Source organism: Paraburkholderia kururiensis (assembly GCF_034424375.1).
GTDB classification, from domain to species: Bacteria; Pseudomonadota; Gammaproteobacteria; order Burkholderiales; family Burkholderiaceae; genus Paraburkholderia; species Paraburkholderia kururiensis_A.
Window position 1 is genome coordinate 6,333,936 of sequence record NZ_CP139965.1, and the last position, 23,461, is coordinate 6,357,396.

Sequence of the window (23,461 nt, forward strand, 5' to 3'; positions counted from 1 at the left end):
CCGCTCACGCGTTCGCACGTGTTGTCGCGATCAACGCCAACACTCCCGCTCACGAATTGCCGGCCCCTCAGGAGCCATCTCACGAGCCGTCATTGCCCGACCTTTCGGCGCTCGCGCTGGCGCCGTCGTCGAACTCTCCATCGCCATCGCAGCGGTGTGCGAGGCGGCCGTACTGGGCAGGCCAGTTGCCGACAATGGCCGCCTGCGCCTCGGCCAGCGTCATGCGGCCCGCGCACACGCACCGCTTCAGCCTCGCGGTGAGGAGTGCCTTGCGGCGCTCACCGGCGTAACCTGCCCAAGGGCGCAGTTCGAAATTTGCAGCAGCGTCGGGCGAACCGCCCAGCACGATGGGCACGCGGCGGTCGAGAGCATATGAAGTGCCGTCGTCGGCATCGATACCGTGCTTCGCCAGCATGCGATCCTTGCGGGCCATGATGCTGTCGAGCGGCGGGGACACCGTCTCGGCATAACCGGGCCGGCAGATCGTGTCGGCAACCGAGTGTTGTGTCACGCGGTCGTCGAGCAACGCCGCATCTTGCGCCCAGGCGGCGTGCATGGTCTGCATGCCGACCAGCCCGCTCGCGATTGCGAATACGACGCGGACCTGCAAGCGTATTCGCCGCTCGCGTACTGACGTCACGCTGCGTGCAGGCGACGAGCACGCCGCGTGAGGATTCTCCTTTGTGTCCGGGTCTACTGTGTTCCCTGCGTTCATTGGTCGGCACACCATGGATGCGGAATGGATGAGTGGCAGGGCAATTAAAACATATCGACCATGGCCGCGCCGTGAAAACCCACCGCGTTTGTGCCGCCGCAAGACGGTTGCCGAAGCGCGGCGACGTAAGCGCGCATGTGCCGCTGTCCTTAAAGGTGAAATCGAACTTCTCCGAACCGAATCGTCCGAGGCTTGCGGCATCCCCGAAAATATTCCAGACCGCAACGTCAGGAATAGTCAAATCCCAAGCCTGTACGGCTTATCGCGTTGTATGCTCGAAGCGGCAACGCTGATCGCGACAGATCATATGCAGTCCAAATTGTATGTTCAACAACAGGGAGGAAATCAGAATGGACGTATCCAGTTTCGTTTCGCCATTGCTGGCCGCGTTAGGCGGCTCTCTACCGAAGATTGCCGGGGCCATCGGTCTTCTGATCGTCGGGTGGATCGTCGCCGTGATGCTTCGCGTGATCGCGCGCAAGCTTCTGTTCGCGTTGAGGGTGGATCAGCAGATCGCAAACGGTACGGGCCGGGTGATCCATGTCGAGCGGGGTATCGCAAGCGGCGTGTTCTGGTTTGCGATGCTCGTCACCCTCGTCGGCGTATTCAACACGCTGAATCTCTCGGCTGTCTCGAATCCGTTTTCCGCGCTCATTGCGAGAATCGTGGATTACCTGCCGAACCTGATCGGCGGCGCCGCGCTCGCGTTGATCGCATGGCTCGTCGCTTCGCTGCTGCGCAGTCTGGCGACCCGCGCGCTGAAGTCGGGCAAGTTCGACGACAAGCTCTCGGGCACCGCGGGTGTCGCGCCAATGAGCGGCTATCTGGGCGACGTGCTGTTCTGGCTCGTCATCCTGATGTTCCTGCCGGCCGTGCTGTTCGCGTTTGCGCTGTCCGGGCTGCTTGCGCCCGTGCAAGGCATGATCGACAAATTGCTCGCCATCGTGCCGAACCTCTTTGCTGCGGCGGTGATCGGTTTCGTGGGCTGGATCGTGGCGCGCGTGCTGCGTGGCCTCGTCACGAACCTGCTCGCCGCGGCGGGCGCGGACAAACTCGCGCAGAACCTGGACAGCCCGGCGCCCGTGCGCGTGTCGAGCCTCGTGGGCACCATCGTCTATGTGTTCGTGTTCGTGCCCACGCTGATCTCCGCGCTCGATGCCCTGAAAATCGAGGCGCTCTCCGGTCCGGCCACCAACATGCTCAACCAGTTCTTCAGCGCCGTGCCGAACATCTTCGCGGCCATCGTGATCGTGACCATCACGTTTTACGTGGCGCGCTTCGTGGCTGCGCTCGCGCAGAAGCTGCTGGTCGCCGCCGGCGTCGACGGACTGCCCGCCGCACTGGGTCTGGAACGTGTGTTCTCGGGCATGCTGCAACCTTCGGTGTTGGTCGCGCGGCTGGTCGTGTTCTTCGCAATGCTGTTTGCGTCCGTCGAAGCCGCCAACCGGCTCGGTTTCACACAGGTGCGCGACGTCGTGACGCTCTTCATCGAATTCGGCGGCCACGTGCTGATGGGCGGCGTGATTCTCGTGATCGGCTTCTGGCTGTCGAATCTCGCGCGTCGCGTCATCCAGCAGGCGGACAACGAACATAGCGAACTGTTCGCCCGCATCGCGCAATTCGCCATTCTCGGTCTGGTGTTCGCCATGGGGCTGCGCGCGATGGGCATTGCCAACGAGATCGTGCAACTCGCGTTCGGTCTCGTACTCGGCGCAATCGCCGTCGCTGTGGCACTCTCGTTCGGCCTGGGTGGCCGCGAGGCAGCGGGCAAGCTGCTCGACCGATGGATAGGCCGCGGGCGGGCGGGCGAGTAACCTTGAGGGCGCGGGCCACGACGCGTTGCCGCCTGTAGTTGGGTGGGATCGGCAGCACAATGCGTCAATCGAGTCGCCCGAAAGCCGTGCGACACCACATGAGCGATGACTTTGGCGCTAACTATTCGATGACCGGTGGCCTCTCGAAAATACGAGCGCTCACGGTGGGCCTGCTCGCCGTCGCCGCAGGCGTGGCCGTTTCACTTTGCTGCCTGGCGGCGGACCCGCCCGCGCCCTCCCCCGCCACCGGGTTCGACCCGCTCACTGCCGAACAGATCGACACGCTCACGCAGGCATTTCAACTGATCAAGCACGACTACGCGGGCCGCGTCGACGACAACGCGTTGATGTACGGCGCGATCAAAGGCATGGTGTCGAGCCTCGATCCGCACTCGGCGTTTCTGGAACCGGCCGCTTACGCACGGCTGCGCGAGCAGTTGAACGGCGGGTTTGCCGGTGTGGGTCTACAGGTGGGCCAACAGGACGGCGCGCTACGCGTCTTCGCGCCGGTGCCCAACTCGCCGGCGGCGAAGGCCGGCATCCGCGCGGGCGATCTCGTCACCCGAATCGACGAAACGCCGGCCCAAGGTCTCACGCTCGCGGACGCCGTCAAGCGCATGCGCGGCGAGCCCGGCACACAGGTCAGGTTGATCGTCTACCGACCGGCAGAAGACCGGTCGATGACTTTCGTTCTGACGCGCGCATTCATTCACCAAAACAACGTCACGATGGAGCGCCCGGTGCCGGGCTTCGGCTACGTGCGCATCGGCGGGTTCAACGAAGAGACCGTGCCCGATCTCGCGAATCGTTTGAAGGCACTGGCCCAGACCGATCCCGAACTGAAGGGCCTCGTGCTGGACCTGCGCGCCAATGGAGGCGGCGTACTTCAGGACGCGGTCGGCGTGGCGAGCGCCTTTCTGCCGCAGAACACCGAGATCGTTTCAGTCCAAGACCGGCAGCCGAAAAATTCGCACGTCTATCGTGTGGCCTACGCCGACTATCGCCGCCCTGCGTACACCGCAGATCCGCTTGCCGATCTGCCGGCCATCTTCAAGACGGTGCCGATGGTGGTGCTCACGAACGCGCAGTCGGTCTCCGTCACCGAGGTACTCGCCGCAGCGTTGCAGGATACGCATCGCGCCGTTGTGATGGGCAGCGCCACGTTCGGCAAGGGGACGATCCAGGCGACCGGTCCGCTGCCCGGCGGCGCCGGCCTCATGCTCACCGTCGCCCGCTACTACACGCCGAGCGGCCGTTCCCTCCAGAACGTCGGCGTTCAACCCGATCTGCCCGTAGACGACCATCCGCCCGATCAATCCGACGATCTGCCCGCGGTGCGCGAGATTGACCTCGACCACCATCTCTCGAGCCAGGCAGGCCGCCCGGACACCGCACTCGAGCAGACCCACGCGGCGGCGGTCATAAACCGCCTGCAGTCCATCGAGGCTCAACGCGCGCAGTCGTCCCGCCTTGGCCCGACTGCACGACGGTCGAATCAGCCAGCGGAGTACGGCAAACCAGGCGACTTCATGCTGAGCCAGGCATTGAACTGGCTGCAGCACAAGCCGCTCACTTTGTCGAAAGCGAAGCAGGAGTAGCCGGCCACAACGCCACGTCGACACGTCGCGGACTCATCGCGCTCGCCGTCATCGAGAACGACGGCAAGCGCCCCGCCACGCATCCGGCCGATACTCCGCTAACCCGCCTTGCGTGCCTGGAGTGCGCGAATGCGCCCCAACGCCGCCGTGTCGGACACGGTCGCGTCGTACATCTTCGCAAGGTCGGCCTTGAGCGCGGTACGCGATCCGCCGTCCAGATAGACCATGTGTCCCGATGGGTAGAACCGCGCCGACAGGTTTTGCCGCACCGATTGGCTCACGAGCGGCATCTGCTGGAGATCGAGCACGGTCTGGTAGAACGGCGTCACGAAGTCGTAGAACCCGTTCGCGGAGAGCACCTTGAGATCGACATTGAGCGCCATCACCGCCGCGAGGTCGCCCGCGGTGTAAAGCACGATGTTGCCCTTCGAGTCCACGCCCTTCTGTTCGCCGGTCGGATCGATGTGGCTGAAGTCCCAGTTCAGGAACGCCTGGTCGTTCAGGTCGGTGAACGACGAATTCGACGTGTACTTGAGCTGCTCGTTCAGGTACTGGTTCCACATCGCGGTGTAGACGCCGCTCACCGCCGTCATGGTCGGATCGTTGCCGCCCGAGTTCGGATCGATCTTGCCTGCAATACCGGTGTCGATAGCCGTGACACGACCGTCATAAGCGCCGAGCGCCACGCCCTTCGACTTGAGCAGCGTCGTCAGGAAGAGCGAATTGCCGCGGCTATCGTAGGCTGCGACGTCGAGGCTCCACGCGAGCAGCGTCGTCTTGTCGATGCCGGTGTACTCGGAGAGCTTTTCCACCGTGGCGTCGTCGGTGGACGGAAACTTGCGCAGCGCCGCGAGATAGTCGGTGCGTGCGAACTGCGCGACCTCTTCCACGAACGCGCCCAGGTCCGTTGGCGTGGGCGCCACGCCAAGCTTGCGGTGATACCAGGCGTCCGCCGCTGCCGTAGGCAACGCACCAACCGGATTGCCAGCCTGGGTGTAGTCGAGAATCGACGATTGTAGCGTGACGCCGTTCAGGTCCACGCCGTCTTCGTGCAAGCGGTACGCCAGCACGCAGCTACGCGCCGTGCCATACGACTCGCCGAACAGGTACTTCGGCGAATTCCAGCGATTGTTCTTCGTGAGGAATCGCTTGATGAACTGCTTGATGGAGTCGGCGTCCTTGTCCACGCCCCAGAAGTCGCGGTTCTTGTGCGGCGCGATGGCCGCCGAGTAGCCCGTGCCCACCGGATTGATGAAAACGAGGTCGCTCTTGTCGAGCAGACTGTCCGGGTTGTCTTCGATCTGATACGGCGCGGGCGGTGTGAAACCCGGCATCGAGGTCTTGATGCGCTTCGGCGCAAACGAGCCAAGCAGGACGAACACCGACGACGAACCCGGCCCGCCGTTATAGAAGAACGTAACGGGCCGCGTTTCCTCCTTCTGCCCGTCTTCGGTGAACGCCACGTAGAAGATCCTGGCATTCGGCAGCGAACTGCTGGGGTCCACCGTGACGAGGTGCCCGGCCGTTGCCGTGTAGTTGATCTTCTTGCCGCCAATCACGATGGAATGCTTCGTGATAGCCGCGCTCTCGCTCGTGTCCGTAACCGAATCGTCGGGGCCGTTGCCGTAGGCGACGGGATCGAAGAACGGCTGGTCGCCGCCGCGGTGCACCGCCGGGGCCGACGGCGCAGGTGACGGAGAAGACGCCGCCAGCGCGGACGAAGCCGCGGAGGCTGCCGACGCGCGCGATGCGGGCGACGCGTGGGAATTGTGGGACGACTGCACACTGCCGGAAGCTGAATCGGGGTTCGTCATGATCGCTCCATCGGATTCGTTATGCGTTTTCACGCCACGCGACCGCCCGAAGGCAAGCCGCGCCAGACGGAAACCGCCGGCAAACCGGCGGCCCTTTCACCACACCACGTTCGCCGACGACTATAGAGCCGCAGCGATTTTCTGACCATTGGGGCTACCAAGCCCGGTGCAGGCATCCCACCCCGGCGCAGCCTCGAAACTGCCGTTGTTGCCCTGCGTAATGTCGTTGCACACGCCCTGAGCCTTATACAACCTGGGATTGATGAAGCCGGCGGGCTGGCCTTTCGCCGCGTTGATGCGCGCGATCAGTCCCGCCCACAGCGGCGCTACGGCGCTCGTGCCGCCCACAACCGTTTGCGTGCCGTCCACCAGGACTTCGTAACCCGTTGCTGGCGATGCGTCTCCCGCGACATCGGGCACGCCGCGCCCCGAAAGCGCAACTTTCGAACCGCCGGTGCGCGTCACGCTCAAGCCTTCCTGCCAGACGGGGACAGGGAACGCCCCGCTCACTCCCCCGCCGCCCGCGCCGCCGGACGGACCGTCGTTCCAGACGGTTTCGCTCGTCACCGACTGGCCCGACGCGTGCACGCTCGTGCCGCCGCAGGCGAGCACGTAAGGGCTGGATGCCGGGAAGTCGACATGATCCGCGCCGTCGCCTACGCCGTCGCTCGATCCGCTGTCGCCCGATGCCACGCACACCGTCACGCCCACGGCCGCGGCCGCCTGCAGCACGTTGTTGAAGGCCTGGAGCGATTGCGCCGTCCACGACGTTTCCGGCGCGCCCCAACTGATCGCAATGACGGATGGCTTGTGCGTGGTGTCGTGCACGGCCCGGCTCACGGCGTCGACGAAGCCGGCATCGCTGTTCTGCGTGAAATAGACCGCGATGGTCGCGCCCGGCGCAACCGCGCCGGCGATCTCGATGTCGAGCGCCACTTCGCCGTCCGGACCGCCCGCATCGCCCGTTGGCCGATTGGTCCCCTGGTCCACGCCCACGGCAACCACCTTCGGCATCGGCACGCCGAGGCTCGAGAAATACTGCTGCAGATCGGCGCTGCGATATCCGCCGCCCAGTTCGATGACCCCAATGCATTGTCCCGCGCCGTCGCCTTCCGGAAAGTCGTAGAGCGCCGCGAGTTGCGTCGGCGTGAACGACGCGGTCTCGCGGGCCTGGGCGGGCCGGAACGGCGGCCGGATACGGAAGTGCGGCCGCGCCTGCGGACGGTTGTCGAGCCCGAGCACGGCGGTGACGACCCCGTGGAGATCGTCGGGCAGATTGACCGGCCCGGTGCGGCCGCGATAACTCCCGATGGTGTGATGTTCGTAATGCTGCAGTTCGACGTCGAATGCCTTCTGGAACCCGGCAATCGTGCCCTTCAATACGACGGTGCAGGCGGCAGGGTCGGAACGGACGATGGACAAACCATGTTGCGCCGCGAAAGCCTGCACTTTGGCGAGGTCATCGACGGGCGTGCCGAAACGCTTCGCGAACTCCTCGCGGGAAAGCGGCTTCGCGTCCGGCGCGCCGGTCTCCAGTTTCTGCATGAGGGCGCGAAACGCCGGTTCGTTCTGACGGTGCAGCATAAGCACCACCTCGATCACCTCGGCCGGATCGCAATGCCCGACCACCTTCGACCCTTCAGCAACGGCACGCTCACTTCCTGCCAGCGGATGTTTCGCCATGGTTTCGACACCTCCGGATTGCACGACGGTAGCCACGCGTTGCGCGTGACGGGCACGACCGCAGCAAACGCCGCCGCGACTCGAACCCGGCGCAACTTCGTTTCAGTGGGATAGCGCAGAACCGTCCGACAAAACCATTCAAGCACAGTTCGTGGTCGCGGGCACCTGTCCGTTCGGCCGATGGCGACGCCTTCGGAAGATGACGCATAATGGGCCGCCCGCAGCTTCCGGTGCGTCGCAGTGCGCAACCGGGCGAAGCGCGGCGCACACCATCGAAGAACGAGGAATTCCCATGTCCATTTCCATGTATCAAGCATCGGTGCCCGTGCTGCTGCACGGCTTGACCAACCTGCAAGCCATTCTCGGCAAAGGCGAAGCTCACGCCGCCGAAAAGCAGATCGATCCTTCGGTGTTCACCGGCGCGCGCCTGTTCCCGGACATGCTGCCGCTCGCGCGCCAGATCCACATTGCAACCGACACCGCTAAAGGCTGCGCCGCGCGGCTGGCCGACGTGGAAGCGCCGCGCTACGAAGACGTCGAATTCACGTTCGACGAATTGCAGGCCCGCATCCAGAAGACGATCGATTACCTGAAGGAATTCAAGCCCGCGCAGATCGACGGCTCGGAAGCGCGCACGATCACGCTCAAGATGCGCAGCGGCCCTATCGAATTCACGGGCATGAGCTATCTGCTGCACTTCGTGCTGCCCAATTTCTTCTTCCACGTAACGACGGCCTACGACATCCTGCGCCACAACGGCGTGGAACTGGGCAAGCTGGATTACCTCGGGGCAAAGCGGGCTGCTTGAGGAAACGCCGGGCGTCGGCGCGTCGCTCCGGCGGTCTTGACGGCGGCAATCGTCTCAATCGAGCGAGAGCCGCACCGCGAACCCGACCAGCGCAGCGGAAAACGTCCACCGCTGCGCGGTCTACGCGAGCGGATGCGCGCGCACCCAGTTCGCGATGCGTGCGGCGCCCAGCGCGTAGAGGGCATCGAAGCACGCCCCCAGGGCAACGAGCACCGCGCCCAGCTCCGTCACCTGCAACGCGACGGGCCCGGCATCGGTGCGCACGAACTGCGGCAGGAGCACCGAGCAGAACAGCAGCGCCTTGGGGTTGAGCAGGTTCGTCAGCAGCCCCTTGGCGAAATCGACGCGCAGCGGGCGCGGCAGTGCCGATGACGTCTCGCCTGGCCTGGACGCGGGCCGACCGTAAGTCGCTCGACTGCTGCCGGCGTCCGCTCCCGGCAAAGCAAACACCGGCGAGCGGAATATCTGCACGGCCACCCATGCCAGATAGACGGCGCCCGCATACCGCACCCCCTCGTAAAGCCACGGTGCGTTGTGGAGCAGTGCCGCTACGCCACAAGCCGACAGCGTCACATGCGTCGCGCGGGCCACGCCCAGACCGGCCGCGGCAGCGAAGCCGCTGCGCGCGCCTCGTCCGATGCTGGTTTGCAGGATCAAGGCCATGTCGGGGCCCGGCAAGGCATAGACGACGATCAGTGCGGCAATGAAGACAACCAGAAGGTGAGTGGAAACCATCGCAAAAACCTTGGCAAGAACCCGTTGTGATGGGCTCTATATTGCAATCGGCCTACGAGCGATTTCTGGCGATTTTCTGTCCACACATGCCAGAATTTGGCGGATTGCGCTAACATTTTCGCTCAATTTGGAGAACTCCCTTTTCGCCGTGAACGACCTCGAACTCGACAGGATCGACCGGGCCATCCTCTCCGCCGTACAGGCTGATGGCCGCATTCCGAACGCGCGCCTCGCCGAAACGGTAGGGCTGAGCGAAACGCCCTGCGCACGGCGTCTGAAGCGCCTTGAACAGGAGGGCTATATCGAACGGTATCGGGCCATGCTTTCGCGCGAGGCGCTCGGCCTCGGGGTGGTGGCGTTCGTGTATGTGCGCTTTGCCGTCCACGACCGTGCGCTCGCCGACCGCTTCGAACGCGAGGTGCTGGCCATCGCCCGCATCCTGTCGTGTCATAACGTGTCGGGTAGCGCCGATTACATCTTGCAGGTGGTCGCCCGCGATCTCGACGATTACGGCACGTTCATGCGCGACGAGCTTCGTTGCCTGCCGGGCGTGACGTCCGTGGAGTCGTCGCTGTCGCTGCGTGAAGTGAAGGCCAACGGTGGTCTGCCCGTGCCGTGAGCAGCAAGCGCCGGCCGGGGCGCCGTGTAAGCGTAGCCATCATGCGGCCCGCCGCGTTGTCGCCTCTCGCCGCCCCGCCGCGCCCTCGATCGTCCCCACCTGGCCCGAACCGGCCGATTCGCCCCCAAACACGAGCCGTTTTTCCGAACCTGATTTGAAACCGACGGAGCACCCATGACACCCGAAGAAGCACGAGCCGAAGAAACCCGCGCAATGGACCGCGTACTCGCTGCGACCCAGCGCGTCCACACCACCTTTGCCGCCTTGCAATCCCAGTTTCCGCCCAAGGGCGACGGACGCCCATCGCAACTCGCCTTGCAGACGTTCGATGCCGCCCTGGAGGAACTCGAAGACGCTCAGGCCGCGTTCGACGAATTGCTGAACGACCTGCTTGACGGGAACCGCTGACCGGCATATCGGCCCGCCGGCCGGCTGCCAGTTGGTGAAGTACGAGACGGTCACGTAGTTGGCGGACGGTCCTACTGATCCGGAGGCGCAGCACGAGGCAGACCGTTAGTTGCGGCCAGACGCAGCGTCCTGGACGACATCGAAGCACGTTTAGCGCGAAGACGCGCGCCGCGCCGGCCGCCCATCGACGAGCGCCGCTTCACACGCGCGCCCTTCCGGCACGCGCGCTCCGCCCCGCGCGCGTGCGCCTGTCTGCGCGCCCGTGTCTGCACGCCCCTGCCTGCGTCCACCTGTCCGCGAGGCGCACGTCAACCCGCGGACCATCCGCCAATACGTCCACCAATACCTCCGCCAATACGCTGCCCCCACCGGCAAGCCAGGCCGGAGCCGGCAACAGCCCACCGCGTTCGGCAACTTCCTCGCGTCCGGCGTCTTCGAGCTGAAGGAAAAGCTGGGCGTCCTGCTCTGGCAGTTTCCCGGCTCGTTTCGCTTCGATGCCGAACGCTTCGAGCACTTCTTCGCCCTGCTGCCGCGCGACACGCAAGCGGCGCTCGACTTCGCCCGCGAACATCACGACGAGCGCGTCGCCGGCCGCTCCACGCTCACCATCGACCGCAAGCGGCCGCTGCGCCACGCCATCGAAGTCCGGCACGAGAGCTTTCTCTGCGAGGCCTTCATCGATCTGCTGCGCCGCCATCGAATCTCGCTCGTGTTCGCGCATTCCGCCGGCAAGTGGCCGTACGCCGAAGACGTGACGACCGACTTCGTCTACCTGCGCCTGCATGGCAGCGAGCAGATGTACCACGGCTCCTATCCCGACGACGTACTCGCCCACTGGGCCGGGCGCATCGCGGCCTGGCACGGCGGCGACGAGCCCGCGGACGCCCATCACATCGGCGGCCCGGCACCGAAGCCGCGCGGCAAGCGCGACGTCTTCTGCTATTTCGACAACGACGTGAAGGTCCGCGCGCCGTTCGATGCGCGCCGCCTGATGGCCCGACTCGGGCTCGACGCACACCTCCCGCCCCTGCCCGAATACAAGGGCAAAGCACCGCGCCCCCTCAACCGCCCGGAACCGTCGGAAAGCGACCCCGACAGCAACCCTGACAGCCAACCGAAAAGCCAACGGAAAAGCAGCCCGCCAAGCCGCCGCGCGAATTGACTAAACGATCGCTTATGCATCCCCCGAAAAAACGCTGCAAGTCTGTTGCACGCTTCGCGTAAACCCCCGTGAATCGCCGTCCCCCGCCTTGCCGTAATAACGCATAGATGCTGGCCGGCCGCGGGATGAGCCTGCGTGCCGATGCCCCGCGCGCGCCACTCGAACCGCGTGCCCGGCCGCCTTCGTAAATGCATGACCGAGGTGACGATGATCCGACTTTCCAATTTCCGTCTCACGACGCGTATTTCCGCGGGCTTCGCCGCAATGATCCTGCTCGTGCTCTGCGCGAGCGGCGCCGCGCTATGGGCGGTGCAGCTCGCCAGCTCGGGCCGCGCCGCGGGCGCGCTCGTGCCCGTGGTGCTCGTGTCGTCGGGGCTGGCGGTCGTGGTCGGCGTGCTGCTGGGCTGGGGTATCCGGCGCGCCATCAAGGCGCCGGTCGAGGGCGTGGTGGCAACCGTGGGCCGCATTGCGGGCGGCGATCTGGCGACGAAGATCGAGTCGGCCGGCCGCGACGAGATCGCATGGCTCAACTACGAACTCAACATGATGCGCAAGAAGCTCCAGTCGACGATCGCCGAAGTGCGGCAGTCCGCGGAAACGGTAGCGCAGGCCTCGTGCGAGATCGCCGCCGGCAACAACGACCTGAGCGCGCGCACCGAGCAGCAGGCGCTCAGCCTGCAGCGCACCGCGCACTCCATCGCGGCGCTCACGGACGCCGTGAAGAACAACGCCGAGCACGCCGCGCAGGCCAACGAACTGGTCGCTTCCGCAAGCGAAGTGGCCACCGAAGGCGGACGCACGATGAGCGAGGTCGTCGCGACGATGGGCGAGATCAATACGAGCGCGACGAAGATCGGCGACATCATCAGCGTGATCGACAGCATCGCCTTCCAGACCAACATCCTCGCGCTCAACGCCGCGGTGGAAGCCGCGCGCGCCGGCGAGCAGGGCCGCGGCTTCGCCGTGGTCGCAACCGAGGTGCGCGCGCTCGCGCAGCGCAGCGCCACGGCGGCCAAGGAGATCAACGAACTCATCAGCCGCTCGGTGGAGCGCATCGAAACGGGCGTGCGGCTCGTCGACGTGGCGGGCCGCACGATGGAAGAAATCGTGAAGAGCGTGAAGCAGGCCGAGCAGATCATGGGCGAGATCAGCACCGCGACCACGGCCCAGCGCACCGGCATCGAGCAGATCCACACCGAGATCGCGCAGATCGACAACGCCACGCAGCAGAACGCGGCGCTCGTCGAACAGGCGTCGGCGGCGGCCGGTTCACTCCAGGAACAGTCGCAGACGCTTGCCGAAGCCGTGAAGATCTTCCAGGTGAAGAAGGCCGGCTGACGCAGCGCGAATGAAAAGTACCCGCGCCTAAGTCTCGCTCCAGAGCCGCAGCAGGTTGTGATAGCAGCCGACGAGGCTGCGGCGCGCCGCGTCGTCCGCGCCCGTCGCGTTGAGACGCTGGATCGCGGTGTCCATGTCGAACAGCAACGCACGCTGCGTGTCGCTGCGCACGAGGCTTTGCACCCAGAAGAAACTCGCGAGCCGCGTGCCGCGCGTGACCGGCGTCACCTGATGCAGGCTCGTGGCCGGATACACCACCATGTGTCCGGCGGGCAGCTTGACCTGCTGCACGCCGTAGGTGTCTTCGATCACGAGTTCGCCGCCGTCGTACTCGTCGGGATCGCAAAGGAAGAGCGTGGCCGACACGTCGGTGCGCAGCTTCACACCGTTCGGCAGCACGCGCACCGCGCCGTCCACGTGACTGCCGAACGTCATCCCGCTCCCGTAGCGATTGAACAGCGGCGGATAGACCTGATTCGGCAGCGCCGCGCTGATGAAGAGCGGATTGCACTCGATGGCGCCCACGATCACGTCGCCCAGTTCGCGCGCCAGCGGCGAATGCTCGGCGATCTGCTGGTTGCGCTTCACGGGCGCGCCCTGATAGCCGGCCGTCGCGCGGCCATCCACCCACGCGTCGCCGGCGCCTTCCAGACGTTCGCGCACGTAGCGCACCTGGTCGGCGGTCAAAACATCGGGAATGGGCAGCAGCATGGGCGGACCTTCGATACGGGTGGAATGACGCTCGCCACATTCCGCGGCGAGCTTGAAAGCGCAGTCAAAACCGACTTCAGGACCGGCTCTAGAACCGGTAATTCGCCGTGGCCAGCAGCGTGCGCCCGATGCCCGGCACCGACCGCCCGCCGTCCGACTGAATCAGCGCGTCGTAGTAGCGCTTGTTCGTCAGATTCAACACGTTGAGCTGCACGTCGTAGCGCTTCGTGTGGTAGCCCGCCATCGCGTCCCAGCGCGTATAGCCGCCCACCTCGACGAGGTTCGTGTTGGCTGCATAGCGCGCCGACATGTAGGTCGGACCGCCGCCGATCTGCCAGTGCGGCGTGATCGCATACGTGCTCCACAGCGTCAGCGTGTTGCGCGGCGTATTGGCCGGCACGTGGCCCTGGGTGCCGTCGCGTGCGGAGACGATGCGCGCGTCCATGTACGTGTAGCCCGCGAAGATCTGCCAGCGCTCGGTGATGCGGCCCGTCGCGCTGGCCTGGAAGCCGTTCACGCGCACGTCGCCGTCGAGCGTGTATTCCGTGGAGGACACCTGGGTTCGCGCGTTGCGCTTCTCCTGCTGGAACAGCGCCGAAGTCAGCGAGAGGTTGCCGTTCAGCAGCTCCCACTTGCTGCCCACTTCGAACGAACGCGTCGTTTCGGGCGGCAGATTCTGCGTGAGGTTCGTAACCGTGAGCGCTTCCAGCGACGGATCGAACGACGTGCCATACGACGCGTAATACGACTGCCAGTCGCTCGGCTGCCAGATCACGCCGCCGCGCACGCTCGTGTAGTTGTTGGTCTGCGCGGCATAGGCCGGCGCGTTGATGGTGTTCGAGATGTGCGCCTGGTAGCGGTCCCAGCGCAGTCCGCCCACCACCTTCCAGTGCTGGCCGAGCGACACGGTGTCGTTGACGTACGTCGCAATCGAATTCGCCGACGACGACGCGTAGTTGCCCTTCGTCGTGGTCACGCCGACAGGATCGGACAGATAGACCGGGTCGACGAGCGACACCACCGGCAGATTGCCGCGCGTGTAGGCCTGGTTCGAGTAAGTCTCGTGGCCCAGTTCGACGCCCGCGATCAGGTCGTGCGCGATGGGGCCGGTCGTGAATTTGTACTGCGCCATCGTGTCGTTGTAGATGGCGTGGTTCTGGATCACGCGGTCGTGGCTTTGCAGCTTCACATAGAGCTGGCTCAGCGGAATCTGCGTGTAGTTGCCGTTCGAGAGCGCGGGGCTCGTGGCGAGCGGCCCCGTGAGCACCGCCTGCGGCGCGGTTTCGCGCGCGTCCGTCATGGAGTGCGAAATCTGCGTGCGGTTGGTGATCGTGAAACTGTCGTTGAAGCGGTGCTTGATGCTCGCGTTGAACGTCTGCACGTCCTGGATCGTGCGGTCCGACGTGAGGCCGTAATACGTGTTGCGCGAAACCGGCGCGGGATGGCCGTTGAGCGGCGGCACGCCGTAATCCGGCTGATCGTAGTTGTGCTGGATGAGCGCCGACAACGTGATCTCGGTGGGCGTGCCGATGCCGAAGCGCGCTTCGGGCGCAAAGCCGTAGTCCTTGTTGTGCATCTCGTCGCGGCTCGAGCCGAGCGACTGGCCGAACGCGTTGAGCCGGATCGCCGAGGTATCCGTGAGCGGCCGGTTCACGTCCACCGCGGTGCGGTAGCGGTCGTCGGTGCCGATCATCGTGGAAATTTCCGCCGAGGGCGTGAGGTTCGCCTTCTTCGAGACCTGGTTGATGACGCCGCCCGTGGAGCCGCGGCCGAACAGCATCGACGAAGGTCCGTACAGCACTTCCACGGCTTCCAGGTCGAAGGTGTCGCGGTAGTACTGGTTGCGGTCGCGAAAGCCGTCGAGGTAGATGTCGTTCTGCGCCGTGAAGCCGCGCAGGTTGACGTTGTTGCCGATCTGGCCGCCCTCCGCGCCGCCGATCGTCACGCCCGGCGCGTTGCGCAGCGCATCCTGAAACGACGTGGCGGCCTGCGAGTTGAGCAGCGCCTTGTTGATGACGGTAACGGTCTGTGGAATGTCGCGCAGCGGCGTGGGCGTCTTTGCGCCCACGGTCGCGCGGTCGGCCTGGAAGTCCTGGAAGTCCTGCTGGTCGCTGGTGCCGGACACCACGACAGCGGGCAAGGTGCCTTCGCTGGCAAGCTGGGCGCTGCCGGTATTACTGCCGGCGCCCGCAGGCGCGGCCGCCGGTGCGGATGCGGTTTGAGCGGACGCGTGCGTGGCGGCCGATGTGACGCACAGCAGTGCCATCGCTGTGGCCAGCGGCTTCTTGTCGAACATGGAATCCCCGTCGAAGATGGACACGCTCCGGCCGGTCGAACGAGACCGGCGGGCGGCGTGATGCTGGCTGGCGGGGCTTCCTTGCGCGCGAAGCGAAGGCGGCGAGGCTGGCTACGGTTGGTTTTGCGTTGGAATCATCGGGCGGCCATGCAAATATGCACGGCAGCTAGATGAGAATCGTTATCATCACACGCCTTTCCGAATATTTCAAGCGGCCCGCTTACCGTGCCGCGTCGCGCGTGCTCTGCTGCGCGGGCGGCAGCGAGGAAACGGGCGATGCACAGGCCTGCAGCGCCGCCATCGCTTTTCGGGCGACGGCCAGCGTTTCCTGGCACACGAGCGGGCGCACCGAGCGCGGGCAGCCGCCGTTCGCATCGATGCGAGCCAGCGCGTCGCGCACCTTGCCGAGCGCAGCCTCGGGCGAACCGGCGTCCGTCACGAGGTGGGCAATGTCGAATGCGCTGCCGGAAGGCAGTTCGACGTAAGCGGGACATGCCGATTTGGCGAAGGAGTCCGTCACCGGCATGGCAACGAGGAAAACGGCCGCGCACCAGGCAGGCACGCGCGACCCGTCGGGAAAGTCATGCATGATTCGCCGCTCCCGTCCGTGATGCCCGGCCCGACGGGCCGGCGCACGCGCCGCAGAGGCCGGCGGCGCAGACCCTCGCGGCCCGCCGCGAGGCCGAGCCGCTGCCCACTACAGGCACCGCGCTCCGGCGAAGGGTCGCCGCCGAAGCGGGTCATGCTCAATGCATTCTAAGAAACCGTGTCGACAATTCAACGTCGCCGCCGGCGCTTTGTGCGCTAACGCACTTTGCACGGGCCCGATAAATCGGCTGCGAACGCTTGGGGACGCTTGAGGACGCTTGAGGATCTTCGGGAACCCTGGAAACCACGCACGGCGCTCGCCGCATCGGCAGGAGAGGCGCATTTGCCGTACCCGAGGTCGCGCGATTACGTCTGCGCCTCGGCCAGCACCTGCCGCACGACCTGCTCGAACGCGTCCACAGGCTGGCCGCCCGTCACGAGGTAGCGGCCGTTGAAGATGATGGACGGCACCGACTGAATGCCCATCGACTGGTACTGGGCTTCTTCCGCGCGCACCTCGTCGGCGTAGGCGCCGCTTTGCAGGACCTGGCGTGCCGCGTCGGCATCGAGTCCCACCGAGCGCGCCGCCTCCACCAGCACCTCGTGATCGCTCGGGTCTTTGCCTTCGCCGTGATACGCGCGCAGCAGCGCGAGCTTGAGCGGCAATTGCCGGCCTTCGATGCCGGCCCAATGCAGCAGCCGGTGCCCGTCGAACGTGTTGTAGACGTGCGTGCGCGGACCGAAGGTGAAGCCCACGCTCTCGCCGCGCTCGCCGATCATCGCCTGCGTCTCGGCGATCTGCTCGGGCGTCCGGCCATATTTCTTGCCGAGGTAGTCCACAATGGCCTCACCGCCCGGGCCCATCTGCGGATTCAGTTCGAAGGGATGCACCACGATCTGGGCGTCCACCTCGTTACCCAGGCGCTCGAGCGCGCGTTCAAGCGAAGAAAGGCCGATGGCGCACCAGGGGCACGCGATATCGGAGACGAAATCGATTCTGAGCGGTTGGGTCATTGCGTTCCTGAAAACGGTTGCGGCCGCGCCCGGTGCGCAGCGTGAGGCGCACAGGTTAACCGGAATCGCCGCGGGCCGCTGAAGCCCCTGCGCTCACTTAAGCGCTCATGCCGTCGCCTCGTCCCGCACGTTGAACTGCGCGACGGCCTCGTAGAGCCGTGCGCTCTGTGCCTCCAGCGAAAGCGCCGCCGCCGACGCCTCTTCCACGAGCGCCGCGTTGCGCTGCATGGTCTGCTCCATCTGCGTCACCGTGGCGTTCACCTGCTCGATGCCGGCCGACTGCTCGTCTGAAGCGAGGCTGATCTCGTTCATGATGGTGTTCACGCGCGCCACCGCATCCACGAGTGCGCTCATCGTCGAGCCCGCCTGTGCGACGAGCTTGCTGCCGTCTTCCACGCGCTGCGTGGAGTCGCCGATCAATTCCTTGATCTCCCTCGCCGCCGACGCGCAGCGCTGCGCGAGCCCCCGCACTTCGGCCGCGACCACGGCGAAACCCCTGCCCTGCTCGCCCGCGCGCGCCGCCTCCACCGCGGCGTTGAGCGCGAGGATATTGGTCTGGAACGCGATGCTTTCGATCACGCTCACGATGCCCGCGATCTTCGACGCGCTCTCCGAAATCGAGCCCATCGTCGAGACCGCGCGCTGCATGGCGTCGCCGCCGCGCGAGGCAAGATCCGCGGCGCCCGCGGCATGACTGCGCGCGTCGCGCGCGTTGTCGGCGTTCTGGCGCACGGCCGCCGTCAGTTGCTCGACGCTCGCGGCCGCCTGCTGGAGCGAAACGGCCTGCTGCTCCGTGCGCGCGGAGAGATCGACGTTGCCGCTCGCAATCGCCCGCACGTCGCCCACGATGGTGTGCGCGCTCGTGCGTACCTGCAGCACGGTCGTCGCGAGCCCCGCCTGCATCTGCCTGAGCGCATCGAGCAGATACGCCATTTCGTTTCTGCGCGTCGCCACCACGTGCGCCGTGAGATCGCCCTGCGCGATCTTCTGGAAGTGATCCACGGCGAGATGAATGGGCCCCACCACCGCCTTCGTGAGCGCACGCTGGGCCACCACGCCGATCACGAGCGCAACAAGCGCCACGGCCACCATGCCGCCCACGAGCTTACGCAGGCGCGCATCCGCCGCTTCGTAGCGGGCCTTTTCGCGCGCTACCTGGAAGTCTTCGAGCGCGCCGATCGCCTGCTGATAGGCCGCGAAAAGCGCGGGCGGCATCTCGCGCTGAGTCTGGAGAAAGTTGAACGTGTCGTCCTGATCGAGCTGCGTAAGCGCCTTCGTCACCACTTGATCGAGCAGCGCCTGGCGGTGTTGCTGCAACGTGGCAACGAGCCCCTGTTCCGTGGCGTCGGCGGCATGCAGGCGCGTGTAGGCGTCGAGTTCCGCGTTGCTTTGCGCGAGCAGTTCGTGCAGCCGCGCGATGGCCTCTTTCGCCGGCTGCCCTGCGCTCAGCATCTGCCCCACGTCCCCCAGCGCGCCGCGCAGCACGAGCATGCGTTCAGAGCTGGTCTTCAGATGCAGCAGCGACGCCGTATCGTCGCGATACATGGCTTCGAGCGAGGCATTGCCCGCATAGAGCCCAGCGATGCAGGCCCCCACGACGAGCATGAGCAGGACGGTATAGCCGCCGATGGTCGCGGCCAGCCCGCCGCGGATGGTCAGTTGTTTTCGCATGACGTGCCCTGAAGCGCCGGCCGGCGCATGCCGGCTGGGCGCGGGATACCCCGGTTCGGATGGACGAGCTGCGTGCGGTGCCCGGCCATCGCGCCACGCATCGGACGATTAACCGGGACCACCCATCGGGATGACGTCAGGACAGGTCAGGAAATTTTGCGCGCATCCGACATGGATATGACGAATTGCGCCAGCTTCGCAGGCAGGCGGCCTGGAGCCGCCGCGCAGGCTTCATCGACCGGCGGCCTGCGCGCTCGCATACAGCGACGAATCGGCGAAACCTTCGGCGGCCAGCACGCGGCCCACGAGAATCAGCGCCGTGCGTTCGATGTCGGTCTGCTGCACCTTCGCGGCAATATCCGCAAGCGTGCCCGTCACGCGTTCCTCGTCGGGCCAGCTCGCGCGGTAGATCACCGCGACCGGGCAGTCCGCGCCATAGTGGGGCAGCAGTTCGTCCACGATGCGCGCGATGTGGCGCACGCCCAGGTGAATCGCCAGGGTGGAACCGTGGCGCGCGAGGTCGCCCAGTTGCTCGCCTTCGGGCATCGCGGTTTTCGTCGCATAGCGCGTGAGGATCAGCGTCTGCGAGATGCCGGGCAACGTCAGCTCGCAGCCGAGCGCCGCCGCGCAGGCGGCCGTCGCCGTCACGCCCGGCACGATTTCGTACGGAATGCCGAGCGCGCGAATGCGGCGAATCTGCTCGCCGATCGCGCCATAGAGCGACGGGTCGCCCGAATGCACGCGCGCCACGTCCTGCCCGTTTCGATGCGCTTCGGCGAGCAACGCCACGATGGCATCGAGATCGAGATCCGCCGTGTTGACCACACGTTCGGCCGTGTTGCCCGCAAGCACCGCAGGCGGCACGAGCGACCCCGCATACAGGATCACCGGACAACTGCGCACGAGGCGCTGCCCCTTGACCGTGATGAGTTCGGGGTCGCCCGGCCCGGCGCCGATGAAGTACACCGTCATGCGTTCGCTCCGCGATGCGTCGTCGGTTTGCGGTCCGCCGCCGTGCGCCACGCGCGAAGGGCCTCGAGCAGCGCGACCGGTTCGTCGAACGTGCGGTCCGCGTTGGGCAGCGTGGGACGCTGCAACAGGATCACCGGCAAGCCGCGTTCGCGCGCCACGTCGAGCTTCGCTTCGGTGGCGCCGCCGCCGCTGTTCTTGCTGACCACGACGTCGGTACTGCATGCGTCGAACAGCGCGCGCTCGCCTTCCAGCGTGAACGGGCCACGCGCGCCGATCACACGGCAACGCTCGTTGCCGGGATGCGCGTCGAGGCAGCGCACGGTCCAGTATTGATGCGCGGGAATGCGCTCGAGATGCGCGAGCGGCTCGCGACCCGTGGTGAAGAGCGGCCGCTCGAACGGCGCGAGCGCCGCCATGAGCTGGGGCCAGCCGCGCACGAAGCGCCAGTCGTCGCCCGGTCCCGGCTGCCACGCCGGACGCCGCAACGCCCAGCACGGTACGCGAACCGTGCGGCACGCCGCGACCGCGCTGCCGCTCATGTTCGCGGCATACGGATGGGTAGCGTCGATGACGAGGTCCACGCGCTGTTCGCGCAGATAGCGCGCGAGCCCGTCGCCGCCGCCGAAGCCGCCCACGCGCACCTGGCACGCCAGATCGACGGGTACCTTGCCGAGCCCCGCGAGGCTATAGACGTCATCGTGTTTGAGGCTGCGCGCGATCTTTAGCGCCTCGCCGGTGCCACCGAGCAGGAGTACGCGCGTCATCGTGCCTCGCCGACGAAGCGGCCCTCGCGGTCGACGGCGAACATCTCCACGGCGACGTCGGGCGGCACGATGCCGCGTGCCACCCGGAGCGCCTCGCGGCACACGATGTCGCCCAGCGCGATGCCCTGCGCCTGCGCGAGCGCGAGCGCCTGCTGGCTCGTGTTGGCCGCGCGCATGGCGGCCTGCAACTCGTCGCTCGCGCCGTGTGCCGCGGCCCATTGCGCGAGCAGCGGCAAATCGATGCTCGATTGCCGGCTGTGCAGATCGAGGTGCCCGGCCGCGAGCTTGCTCAACTTGCCGAATCCGCCGCACACGCTGAGCCGCGCCACGGGCGCGCGGCGCAGGTGCTTCAGCACGGCGCCCGCGAAGTCGCCCATTTCGATCAGCGCCATGTCGGGCAAGCCGTAGCGCCGGCGCATGGCGTCTTCGCTTGCGTTGCCCGTGCAAGCAGCAAGGTGCGCGATGCCGTTGGCGCGCGCCACGTCGATACCCTGATGGATCGACGCGATATAAGCCGAGCACGAGAACGGCCGCACGATGCCGGTGGTGCCGAGAATCGAGAGGCCGCCCACGATGCCGAGCCGCGGGTTCATGGTCTTGAGGGCGAGGGCCTCGCCGCCCTCCACGCCGATCGCCACCTCGAAGCCGCCCGTGTAGCGATACTGCGCCGCGAGTTGCGCGAGGTGGTCGCGCATCATCTGGCGCGGCACGGGATTGATGGCGGGTTCGCCCACGGGCACGACGAGCCCCGCGCGCGTCACGGTGCCCACGCCGGGCGCGGCGTGAAAGCGCACGCCGGGCGCCTCGCTCGACCGCACGCGCGCGAAGACCACGGCGCCGTGCGTCACGTCCGGGTCGTCGCCCGCGTCTTTGACAGTGGCGGCTTCGGCGCCGTCGGCGCCATCGCGACCATTCACGAAACGGCAATACGTTAGCTTCATCTGAACATGCTGTCCCTTCGGTAAGACAATTTCGGACACCTCGCTTGCCTCGCCTGCCAGCAGCAGACGCGCCGCCGCCAGCGACGTGGCCGTCGCACAGCTTCCCGTGGTGTAGCCGCTGCGCAGCGGGCGCGGCGCTTCGTGCGTTTCGTCGCGCATCATCGGTGCGTGCCCTCGCGAGTAGCCGCGCCGGCATCGTCGCGTAGAGGTTTCGTGACTTCGTAGAGCGTGACCGGCAGCGCCGGCCGCCACGTGTCGAAGCCGCCCAGCGGCTGTGCCTCGTTGAGCGCGATGCGCGTGAGCGTGCCGCCGCAGCGGTCGCGCCACGCCATGAGTGCGGCGTCGCCCTGCAACGTCACCGCGTTGGCCACGAGCCGGCCGCCTTCGCGCAGGCTCGACCAGCAGGCCTCCAGCACGCCGGGCACGGTCACGCCGCCGCCGATGAAGACGGCGTCGGGCGCGGGCAAGCCGGCGAGCGCCTCAGGCGCGCGGCCCGCCACGAGCACGAGCCCGGGCACACCGAGGGCGTCGCGATTGTGTTCGATGAAACGCTGGCGGCCCGCATCGGCTTCGATGGCAATGGCGCGACACGAGGCGTGCGCGCGCATCCATTCGATGCCGATGGAGCCGCTGCCCGCGCCCACATCCCAGAGCAGTTCGCCGGGACGCGGCGCGAGACGCGCGAGCGTGATGGCGCGCACGTCGCGCTTGGTGAGCTGGCCGTCGTTGAGAAAGGCGTCGTCGGGAAGGCCGCACGTGAGCGGCAACGAACGCGCCTCCGTTGCCTCGCAGGCGAGCGCCACGACGTTGAGCGCGGCCACGTCCCGCGCTTGATCGGACGGCCAGGCCGCGGCACGCACGTCGATGCGGCGTTCGCGGTCACCGCCCAGATGCTCGAACACGTGCATGCGCGTGGCGCCGAAACCGCGCTCGCGCAGCAGCGCGGCGATGGCGCCGGGCGACTCGCCGTCGCGGCTCAGCACGAAGATGCGGGCGCCGTCGTGAAGATGCGCGTTCAGCGCGGCAAGCGGGCGCCCTACGAGCGACGCCACCGCGACTTCCTGCAACGCCCATCCGAGCCGCGCCGCCGCGAGCGAAAGCGACGACGGCGCGGGCAGCACGCGCCATTCGTCGGCGGACAGCGCCCGCGCGAGCGTGGCGCCGACGCCGTAAAACATGGGGTCGCCGCTCGCCAGCACGCACACCGGCTTGCCGCGCCGCGCGAGCACCGGTGCGATGTCGAACGGCGACGGCCAGGCCTCGCGCCGCGCCGCAATGCGCGCGGGCAACATGGCGAGGTGGCGCTGGCCGCCCACCACCACATCCGCTTCGAGCAACGCGCGTCGCGCCGCCCGGCCGAGCCCGGCAAATCCGTCTTCCCCTACACCTACCACCGTCAGCCAGGCGGGCATTGCATCGTTTCCTTTGAGCTTGATCAGTGCCGCTTCGCGCCGGTCTTTGCAGGCTTTACTGCGGCCTTCCTGCGCGGTCGTGCCCGTCGCAAAAAAGAGGATAATACCGCCTCGCCGGTGCCCTACGGGGCTGAAAAGGGAACACAGCCAAGCTGTGGCTGCCCCCGCAACTGTGAGCAGAAAGTCCGCGCCGCCACGCGCCACTGGACGATCGGGCAAGCCAGCCGATCCACCGGGAAGGCCGGCACGGACGCCGGGTCGCACATGGTCTTCAACGCGCTTTCGTACGTTTTTCGCGCGTCTTCCATGCGGCAACCCGGCAAGCTGCGAGCCAGGAGACCTGCCGGCCAGGACGTTCCGTTCGTGCAAGCCAACACCGGGCGGGGTGCACCGGTGCC

At 66.6% G+C, this 23,461-nt stretch carries 19 protein-coding genes, 1 pseudogene and 1 riboswitch; of the genes and pseudogenes, 7 read left to right on the forward strand and 13 right to left on the reverse strand.

Annotation, left to right across the window (positions count from 1 at the left end; all coding sequences use genetic code 11):
• Window positions 1-79 precede the first annotated feature (79 nt).
• Window positions 80-526 carry a hypothetical protein gene (locus tag U0042_RS28315; protein ID WP_419150477.1) on the reverse strand — a complete coding sequence of 149 codons (447 nt, stop codon included), beginning with the start codon at window positions 524-526 and terminating at the stop codon, window positions 80-82.
• A 539-nt stretch (window positions 527-1,065) separates the two neighbouring features.
• Between U0042_RS28315 and U0042_RS28320 the strand changes: the two genes are divergently transcribed.
• Together U0042_RS28320 and U0042_RS28325 are read left to right on the forward strand one after the other, a co-directional pair.
• Window positions 1,066-2,529 (forward strand): mechanosensitive ion channel, encoded by a 1,464-nt coding sequence (locus tag U0042_RS28320; RefSeq protein ID WP_114815286.1) that lies wholly within the window; start codon window positions 1,066-1,068, stop codon window positions 2,527-2,529.
• 98 nt (window positions 2,530-2,627) lie between these two features.
• Window positions 2,628-4,127: a S41 family peptidase gene (locus U0042_RS28325; RefSeq protein ID WP_327205016.1), complete on the forward strand. Its 1,500-nt coding sequence runs from the start codon at window positions 2,628-2,630 to the stop codon at window positions 4,125-4,127.
• A 98-nt stretch (window positions 4,128-4,225) separates the two neighbouring features.
• On the opposite strand, the gene U0042_RS28330 is transcribed toward U0042_RS28325, so the two are convergent.
• Both U0042_RS28330 and U0042_RS28335 read right to left on the reverse strand, forming a co-directional pair.
• Complete coding sequence (locus tag U0042_RS28330) at window positions 4,226-5,941, reverse strand: S10 family peptidase (protein WP_114814787.1); 1,716 nt, start codon at window positions 5,939-5,941, stop codon at window positions 4,226-4,228.
• A gap of 120 nt (window positions 5,942-6,061) precedes the next feature.
• The gene (locus U0042_RS28335; RefSeq protein ID WP_114814788.1) at window positions 6,062-7,624 is read right to left on the reverse strand and encodes a S53 family peptidase; all 1,563 of its coding nucleotides are present in this window, start codon (window positions 7,622-7,624) and stop codon (window positions 6,062-6,064) included.
• Between the two features lie 292 nt (window positions 7,625-7,916).
• On the opposite strand from U0042_RS28335, the gene U0042_RS28340 reads away from it, so the two are divergent.
• Window positions 7,917-8,432, forward strand: coding sequence for a DUF1993 domain-containing protein (locus U0042_RS28340; RefSeq protein WP_114814789.1), 516 nt, complete (start codon window positions 7,917-7,919; stop codon window positions 8,430-8,432).
• A gap of 54 nt (window positions 8,433-8,486) precedes the next feature.
• Here the strand turns inward: U0042_RS28340 and U0042_RS28345 are convergent.
• Window positions 8,487-9,167: pseudogene (locus U0042_RS28345) on the reverse strand (LysE family translocator).
• A 148-nt stretch (window positions 9,168-9,315) separates the two neighbouring features.
• Here U0042_RS28345 and U0042_RS28350 point away from each other — a divergent pair.
• From U0042_RS28350 to U0042_RS28365, 4 genes are all read left to right on the forward strand, one after another.
• Window positions 9,316-9,786, forward strand: a complete 471-nt coding sequence (locus tag U0042_RS28350) for an Lrp/AsnC family transcriptional regulator (RefSeq protein WP_114814835.1) — start codon at window positions 9,316-9,318, stop codon at window positions 9,784-9,786.
• Between the two features lie 174 nt (window positions 9,787-9,960).
• Window positions 9,961-10,194, forward strand: a complete 234-nt coding sequence (locus tag U0042_RS28355; protein ID WP_114814790.1) for a hypothetical protein — start codon at window positions 9,961-9,963, stop codon at window positions 10,192-10,194.
• Between the two features lie 262 nt (window positions 10,195-10,456).
• Window positions 10,457-11,356 carry a DUF72 domain-containing protein gene (locus tag U0042_RS28360; protein WP_232833585.1) on the forward strand — a complete coding sequence of 300 codons (900 nt, stop codon included), beginning with the start codon at window positions 10,457-10,459 and terminating at the stop codon, window positions 11,354-11,356.
• Window positions 11,357-11,563: 207 nt separating this feature from the next.
• Window positions 11,564-12,694, forward strand: a complete 1,131-nt coding sequence (locus tag U0042_RS28365; RefSeq protein ID WP_114814836.1) for a methyl-accepting chemotaxis protein — start codon at window positions 11,564-11,566, stop codon at window positions 12,692-12,694.
• A gap of 27 nt (window positions 12,695-12,721) precedes the next feature.
• On the opposite strand, the gene U0042_RS28370 is transcribed toward U0042_RS28365, so the two are convergent.
• The 9 genes from U0042_RS28370 to cbiE all read right to left on the reverse strand — a co-directional run bounded on the left by U0042_RS28370 (window position 12,722) and on the right by cbiE (window position 23,063).
• On the reverse strand, window positions 12,722-13,405 hold the full coding sequence (locus U0042_RS28370) for a Fe2+-dependent dioxygenase (RefSeq protein WP_114814791.1): 684 nt from the start codon (window positions 13,403-13,405) through the stop codon (window positions 12,722-12,724).
• Window positions 13,406-13,493: 88 nt separating this feature from the next.
• Window positions 13,494-15,701: a TonB-dependent receptor gene (locus U0042_RS28375; RefSeq protein ID WP_114814792.1), complete on the reverse strand. Its 2,208-nt coding sequence runs from the start codon at window positions 15,699-15,701 to the stop codon at window positions 13,494-13,496.
• A gap of 220 nt (window positions 15,702-15,921) precedes the next feature.
• Window positions 15,922-16,290 carry a hypothetical protein gene (locus tag U0042_RS28380; protein WP_114814793.1) on the reverse strand — a complete coding sequence of 123 codons (369 nt, stop codon included), beginning with the start codon at window positions 16,288-16,290 and terminating at the stop codon, window positions 15,922-15,924.
• Window positions 16,291-16,655: 365 nt separating this feature from the next.
• Window positions 16,656-17,303: a DsbA family oxidoreductase gene (locus tag U0042_RS28385; protein WP_114814794.1), complete on the reverse strand. Its 648-nt coding sequence runs from the start codon at window positions 17,301-17,303 to the stop codon at window positions 16,656-16,658.
• A gap of 105 nt (window positions 17,304-17,408) precedes the next feature.
• Complete coding sequence (locus tag U0042_RS28390) at window positions 17,409-18,974, reverse strand: methyl-accepting chemotaxis protein (RefSeq protein ID WP_114814795.1); 1,566 nt, start codon at window positions 18,972-18,974, stop codon at window positions 17,409-17,411.
• A gap of 231 nt (window positions 18,975-19,205) precedes the next feature.
• Window positions 19,206-19,946, reverse strand: coding sequence for a precorrin-4 C(11)-methyltransferase (gene cobM, locus U0042_RS28395; RefSeq protein ID WP_114814837.1), 741 nt, complete (start codon window positions 19,944-19,946; stop codon window positions 19,206-19,208).
• Window positions 19,943-20,710, reverse strand: coding sequence for a cobalt-precorrin-6A reductase (locus U0042_RS28400; protein WP_114814796.1), 768 nt, complete (start codon window positions 20,708-20,710; stop codon window positions 19,943-19,945). The genes cobM and U0042_RS28400 overlap by 4 nt, the downstream gene beginning before the upstream one ends.
• A complete protein-coding gene (locus tag U0042_RS28405) occupies window positions 20,707-21,810 on the reverse strand; it encodes a cobalt-precorrin-5B (C(1))-methyltransferase (RefSeq protein WP_114814797.1) in 1,104 nt (367 codons plus the stop codon). Before U0042_RS28405 ends, U0042_RS28400 begins: the two co-directional genes overlap by 4 nt.
• Window positions 21,810-23,063, reverse strand: coding sequence for a precorrin-6y C5,15-methyltransferase (decarboxylating) subunit CbiE (gene cbiE / locus U0042_RS28410; RefSeq protein ID WP_114814838.1), 1,254 nt, complete (start codon window positions 23,061-23,063; stop codon window positions 21,810-21,812). Before cbiE ends, U0042_RS28405 begins: the two co-directional genes overlap by 1 nt.
• A 98-nt stretch (window positions 23,064-23,161) precedes the next feature.
• A riboswitch (cobalamin riboswitch) is annotated at window positions 23,162-23,426 on the forward strand.
• Window positions 23,427-23,461: the final 35 nt, after the last annotated feature.

What these genes read in the sequence shown, in the direction of transcription:
- U0042_RS28320 (WP_114815286.1), top strand. Translation starts at nt 1,066, where the DNA reads ATGGACGTATCCAGTTTCGTTTCGCCATTGCTGGCCGCGTTAGGCGGC.
- U0042_RS28335 (WP_114814788.1), bottom strand. Translation starts at nt 7,624, where the DNA reads ATGGCGAAACATCCGCTGGCAGGAAGTGAGCGTGCCGTTGCTGAAGGG.
- U0042_RS28375 (WP_114814792.1), bottom strand. Translation starts at nt 15,701, where the DNA reads ATGTTCGACAAGAAGCCGCTGGCCACAGCGATGGCACTGCTGTGCGTC.
- U0042_RS28355 (WP_114814790.1), top strand. Translation starts at nt 9,961, where the DNA reads ATGACACCCGAAGAAGCACGAGCCGAAGAAACCCGCGCAATGGACCGC.
- cobM (WP_114814837.1), bottom strand. Translation starts at nt 19,946, where the DNA reads ATGACGGTGTACTTCATCGGCGCCGGGCCGGGCGACCCCGAACTCATC.
- U0042_RS28330 (WP_114814787.1), bottom strand. Translation starts at nt 5,941, where the DNA reads ATGACGAACCCCGATTCAGCTTCCGGCAGTGTGCAGTCGTCCCACAAT.
- U0042_RS28365 (WP_114814836.1), top strand. Translation starts at nt 11,564, where the DNA reads ATGATCCGACTTTCCAATTTCCGTCTCACGACGCGTATTTCCGCGGGC.
- U0042_RS28390 (WP_114814795.1), bottom strand. Translation starts at nt 18,974, where the DNA reads ATGCGAAAACAACTGACCATCCGCGGCGGGCTGGCCGCGACCATCGGC.
- U0042_RS28340 (WP_114814789.1), top strand. Translation starts at nt 7,917, where the DNA reads ATGTCCATTTCCATGTATCAAGCATCGGTGCCCGTGCTGCTGCACGGC.
- cbiE (WP_114814838.1), bottom strand. Translation starts at nt 23,063, where the DNA reads ATGCCCGCCTGGCTGACGGTGGTAGGTGTAGGGGAAGACGGATTTGCC.
- U0042_RS28370 (WP_114814791.1), bottom strand. Translation starts at nt 13,405, where the DNA reads ATGCTGCTGCCCATTCCCGATGTTTTGACCGCCGACCAGGTGCGCTAC.
- U0042_RS28325 (WP_327205016.1), top strand. Translation starts at nt 2,628, where the DNA reads ATGAGCGATGACTTTGGCGCTAACTATTCGATGACCGGTGGCCTCTCG.
- U0042_RS28400 (WP_114814796.1), bottom strand. Translation starts at nt 20,710, where the DNA reads ATGACGCGCGTACTCCTGCTCGGTGGCACCGGCGAGGCGCTAAAGATC.
- U0042_RS28385 (WP_114814794.1), bottom strand. Translation starts at nt 17,303, where the DNA reads ATGACCCAACCGCTCAGAATCGATTTCGTCTCCGATATCGCGTGCCCC.
- U0042_RS28405 (WP_114814797.1), bottom strand. Translation starts at nt 21,810, where the DNA reads ATGCGCGACGAAACGCACGAAGCGCCGCGCCCGCTGCGCAGCGGCTAC.
- U0042_RS28380 (WP_114814793.1), bottom strand. Translation starts at nt 16,290, where the DNA reads ATGCATGACTTTCCCGACGGGTCGCGCGTGCCTGCCTGGTGCGCGGCC.